Genomic DNA, 4,083 nt, shown 5'->3' on the forward strand with positions numbered 1-4,083 from the left:
GCTGATCGAGTTCTCGCTCGTCGGCGCGCTGGCCGGCTTGCTGGCGGCGACGGGGGCGGCGGCCATGGGCTGGGCCCTGGCCACGTACCAGTTCAAGTTCGCCTGGAGTTTCGCGCCCGGCGTGTGGGCCTTTGGCTTGCTGGCCGGCGCCCTGTGCGCGATCGCCGGTGGCTGGCTGGGCTTGCGCAATGTGCTGAAACATCCTCCGCTGCAGACCTTGCGCGAAGGCTAAACCTGAACGCTGTCGCCCGCCTGCGCGCGTAAAAACTGCGCGTAGGACATGACCGGCTGCCCCAGCTGGTGCGGCGGCACGTCGAACAGGGCCCAGAAATACGTGATGCGGCCCTGGCACACCGTTGGCGCGGCGCAATAGCGGAACCAGTTTTCGCCGATGTGCGCCGCATACATGCCATCGCTGTCGGCATCGGAAAAGTAGGGAATCACGCGCATTTCCAGCAGGGCATGCAGCAGGGATTCGGGCGCGTCGCTGTCGCGCGCCATTTCGTACTGCGTATGCAGGCTGCGTTCCGTCTCGACGATCATCAGCCGGGCCTGGCCCTCGCGCGTGAAGAACAGGATGCCGCTGGGATTGGGGAAAATGTAGAACTCGACAAAGCCGTGGCGCTGGCACAGTTCATGGACGACGGCGGCCAGCGCTTCGTCTTGCAGGAAACTGTAGTCGTGCAGCAGCAGCAGGTCGCGCACGGTGTCTGTTTTCTGCAGGAAAAATTCACGCTGCAGGCTGATGATTTCCTGCTCCAGGATATCGAGCGCATCGTCATCGCTCTTCTTGATATAGCGGTCGATCAAGCCCCGGTTGAAGGCCGTCACGGCCATCTTTTCATCGGCCGCCCCCGTAAATAAAATCTTCTTGCAAGGCAAGTCGCGGACGGCCTGGCAAAACTCCAGCCCATTCATCTGCGGCATCGAATAATCGACCACCAGCACGGATGGCACGGCGAAGCGCTGCGCCTGCGCGCTGATGCGCCAGATGCGTTCGATGTCGATGGCGACATTGCAATCGTTGGGCGCCATGTTTTGCAGGTCGAAATTCACGTGCAGGGGCATGGCTTCGCGCTGGCCCGCCTGCTGCAGCCAGCGCAGGGCCGTGCTGGTGTCATGAAAGGTCTTGCGCGCCAGCGCGGGGTCGAGCTGGAACGCCATGCTTTTCAGGAAGGAATCGCTGTCATCGATCAGCACGGTGAGGGTCGGATGGGTGTAGACGGGCAGTTGCATGCGTCACCTTGCTAGGAAGTGGGTTGGAAGCGGGCAGGCACGGGCTGGGGGAATTCCAGGATGAAAATCGCATACGCATGCTCGCGCGAGACGCAGCGGATGCGCGCCTGCCAGGCGTGGGCGATTTGCCGGCACAGGGCCAGGCCGATGCCGCTGCCGTTGTGCACCGGATACGAATAAAAGCGCTCGAAGATCAGCGGCAGGCGGTTCGGCGCGATGCCGCAGCCCGTGTCGATGAACAGCAGCCTGGGCACCGGACGGGCGCCGTCGATGATGATGCGCACGCGGCCCTTGCCGGCCCGCTGCACGGCTTTCAGTGCATTTCTCAGCAAATTGAGCAGGATCACCACGCACAGCTCGTCCTGTCCCGCGAACTGGAAGTCGGCGCGCACGTCCACCGTGACGCTGGCGCGCTGCTTGTTGCCGGTAAACGGATAGCGCTTGAGCACGGAATGCACCATGGCCAGCATCGACAGCGCCTGGCGCGGTTCCAGGTTGCGGTTGACGGCGCTGGCACTCAGCAGGAACAGATCGATCATGTGCTGCATGTGGCGTACCTCGAACTGGATGCGCGACAGCGCTTCCTCGATGGGCGGCATGGCCCCGGTATCGCCGGCCAGCTGCGGCATCAAGCGGCGCATGCCGCGCACGTTCGCTTCCACGCTGGTGAGCGGGGTGCGCAGTTCGTGTGCCACGGAACCGAGCCCGGCCGCCAGGCCCGCCAGGCGTTCCCGTTCCAGCACCTTGCCGCCCACCTTCACGACGGAGAGCGCGGCGATGGTGAACCAGTGCACGGGCAGTTGCTGCAGCACTTCGCGCCGCAGCAGGAAGCCGCCTTCCCCTTGCAGGATGACGTCCACGCAGGCGGCACTGGTGCCGATCAGGTAGGCGCGGCAAGCGAGCTTCGTCTCAAAATGGAACAGCACCACCAGGCCGATCAGCAGCGATTCGCTCCAGATGGACGATGCATGGTTCATCACAAACATGAAGGTAAAGAAAAACGGCAGGATGTAGCTGAGCGCGAACAGCAGGTAGCGCGACAGCCAGCGGGCCGAGAAGCGGCGCGCAAACAGGCCGGCCACGCAGATGCCCACGCCCGTCAGGCGCAAGGTCAGGTTTTCATATGCCTGGGGAAAAAAGAATTGCCACAGCAAGTAGTACAGCGGCATCGCCACGGTGCCCACGGCGGCCAGCATGGCGACCCGGCTGGCCAGGTTTGCATGCGGCACTCTTTCATGCAGCAGCGTATGGACCAGCGTCTGGCGCACGCGTTGCCGCCAGTGTGTCCATCGTCCTTGCCATTGCTGCGTCATGACTCTGCCTTGATGCTCTCCAGAACGTCATCATCGCGTAATTTTTCCTGGTTGAACGGCTAACTGGCCTGAGCTTGATATACGTCAATGGACGGGTTCGCAACACGGTCAAGGCTTTAATTTGCAACAAACATTTCCCTAGGATAAATCACATGACCATTGCCAACACCCTTCAAACCCCATCCTTTGTCCGCGCCGAACACTGCCTGCCCGACTACATCGCGCGGCGCATGGATGCGCATCACGTCACGCGCATCGAACAGTTACTCGGTGGACAGCACCCGCATGCCTGGCAGCCCACACCGGCGCACGCCATTTTTTTGGCGGGCAACGACTACCTGTCCATCGCCGCCGAGCCTGCCCTGGTGGCGGCCCAGGTGGCATCGCTGCAGGCGAACGCGGGCGGCATGCTGATGTCGGCCGTGTATTTGCAGGAAGGCAGCGAGCAGCACCGGCTGGAAAGCCGGCTGGCCCGCTACATGGGCTGCGAGGATGGCATCCTGGCGCAGTCGGGCATGGCGGCCAATGTGGGACTGCTCCAGTGCATCGCCGGCCCCGGCATTCCCGTCTACCTCGATATGCAGGCCCATGCGTCACTGTGGGAGGGCGTGCTGTCGGCCCAGGCCCAGGCCGTGCCCTTCTTGCACAACGACATGGCGCACTTGCGGCGGCAGGTGGCCAGGCATGGCCGCGGGGTGATCGTCGTCGATGCCCTGTACAGCACCAACGGCAGTCTGGCGCCGCTGCTGGAACTGCTGGAGATCGCCGAGCGCAGCGATTGCGTGGTGGTGGTCGACGAGTCGCATTCGCTGGGCACGCATGGTCCGCAAGGCGCGGGTCTGGTGGAAGAGTGGGGCCTGGGCCACCGCGTGCATTTCCGCACGGCGTCGCTGGCCAAGGCGTTCGCGGGGCGGGCCGGCTTCATCAGCTGCTCCAGCCGCTTCAAGGGATATTTCTTGTCCGAATCGCGCCCCGCCATCTTCAGTTCCTGCCTGCTGGCGCATGAGCTGGCCTGGCTGGGCGCGGCACTCGACTTCATCATGGCCGCCGATGGGCGCCGCGCCGCCTTGCGGCGGCACACGCTGCAGGTGCGCGAAGGCTTGCGCGAGCTGGGCTACAACGTCAGCGATGGCACGGAGCAGATCGTGGCGCTGGAGGCGGGCGGCGAACCGGCCACCCTGGCCCTGCGCCAGGCGCTGGAGCGGCAGGGCATTTATGGCGCCATGTTTTGCGCCCCGGCGACGGCGAAAAACCGCGCGCTGGTGCGCCTGACCCTGAATGCGGCGCTCGACGAGGCGGCTATCGCCAGGGTGCTGGCCGGCTGCGCCGCCATCCGCGCCGAGGCGGGCGTGGAGCACTGGCAGTCGACGCGGCGTTTGCGCAAGCTGGCGCTGGTGTAAGGCCGGCGGTGCGCAGGCTGGCTCAGTTGGCCAGCTTGCCGAGAGTGGCGGACAGCGCCGTCAATGCGTGCGCCGGCGCGTCCTGCAGCAGCTCGCGGCCCACCGCGTGCGCCGTGGCGCTGGCGTGGTGCAGC

At 64.7% G+C, this 4,083-nt stretch carries 4 protein-coding genes; 2 read left to right on the forward strand and 2 right to left on the reverse strand.

The genetic code is table 11. From position 1 onward, the window contains the following. On the forward strand, positions 1-232 hold a 232-nt coding region (locus tag JaAD80_RS03050), incomplete at its 5' end, for a hypothetical protein (protein WP_146012239.1). On the opposite strand, the gene JaAD80_RS03055 is transcribed toward JaAD80_RS03050, so the two are convergent. Together JaAD80_RS03055 and JaAD80_RS03060 are read right to left on the reverse strand one after the other, a co-directional pair. Further along, complete coding sequence (locus JaAD80_RS03055) at positions 229-1,236, reverse strand: response regulator (RefSeq protein ID WP_102292821.1); 1,008 nt, start codon at positions 1,234-1,236, stop codon at positions 229-231. The two genes, JaAD80_RS03050 and JaAD80_RS03055, sit on opposite strands and share 4 nt — an antisense overlap. A gap of 11 nt (positions 1,237-1,247) precedes the next feature. Next, entirely contained in the window at positions 1,248-2,504 is a 1,257-nt protein-coding gene (locus JaAD80_RS03060; protein WP_258002785.1) for a HAMP domain-containing sensor histidine kinase, read from the reverse strand. A gap of 197 nt (positions 2,505-2,701) precedes the next feature. Here JaAD80_RS03060 and cqsA point away from each other — a divergent pair, with 197 nt between their 5' ends. Then, on the forward strand, positions 2,702-3,949 hold the full coding sequence (gene cqsA / locus JaAD80_RS03065; RefSeq protein ID WP_102292823.1) for an alpha-hydroxyketone-type quorum-sensing autoinducer synthase: 1,248 nt from the start codon (positions 2,702-2,704) through the stop codon (positions 3,947-3,949). The last annotated feature ends 134 nt before the right edge of the window (positions 3,950-4,083 follow it).

Origin of the sequence: Janthinobacterium sp. AD80, assembly GCF_002878455.1 — a bacterium.
In the GTDB taxonomy this organism is placed as follows: domain Bacteria; phylum Pseudomonadota; class Gammaproteobacteria; order Burkholderiales; family Burkholderiaceae_D; genus Janthinobacterium.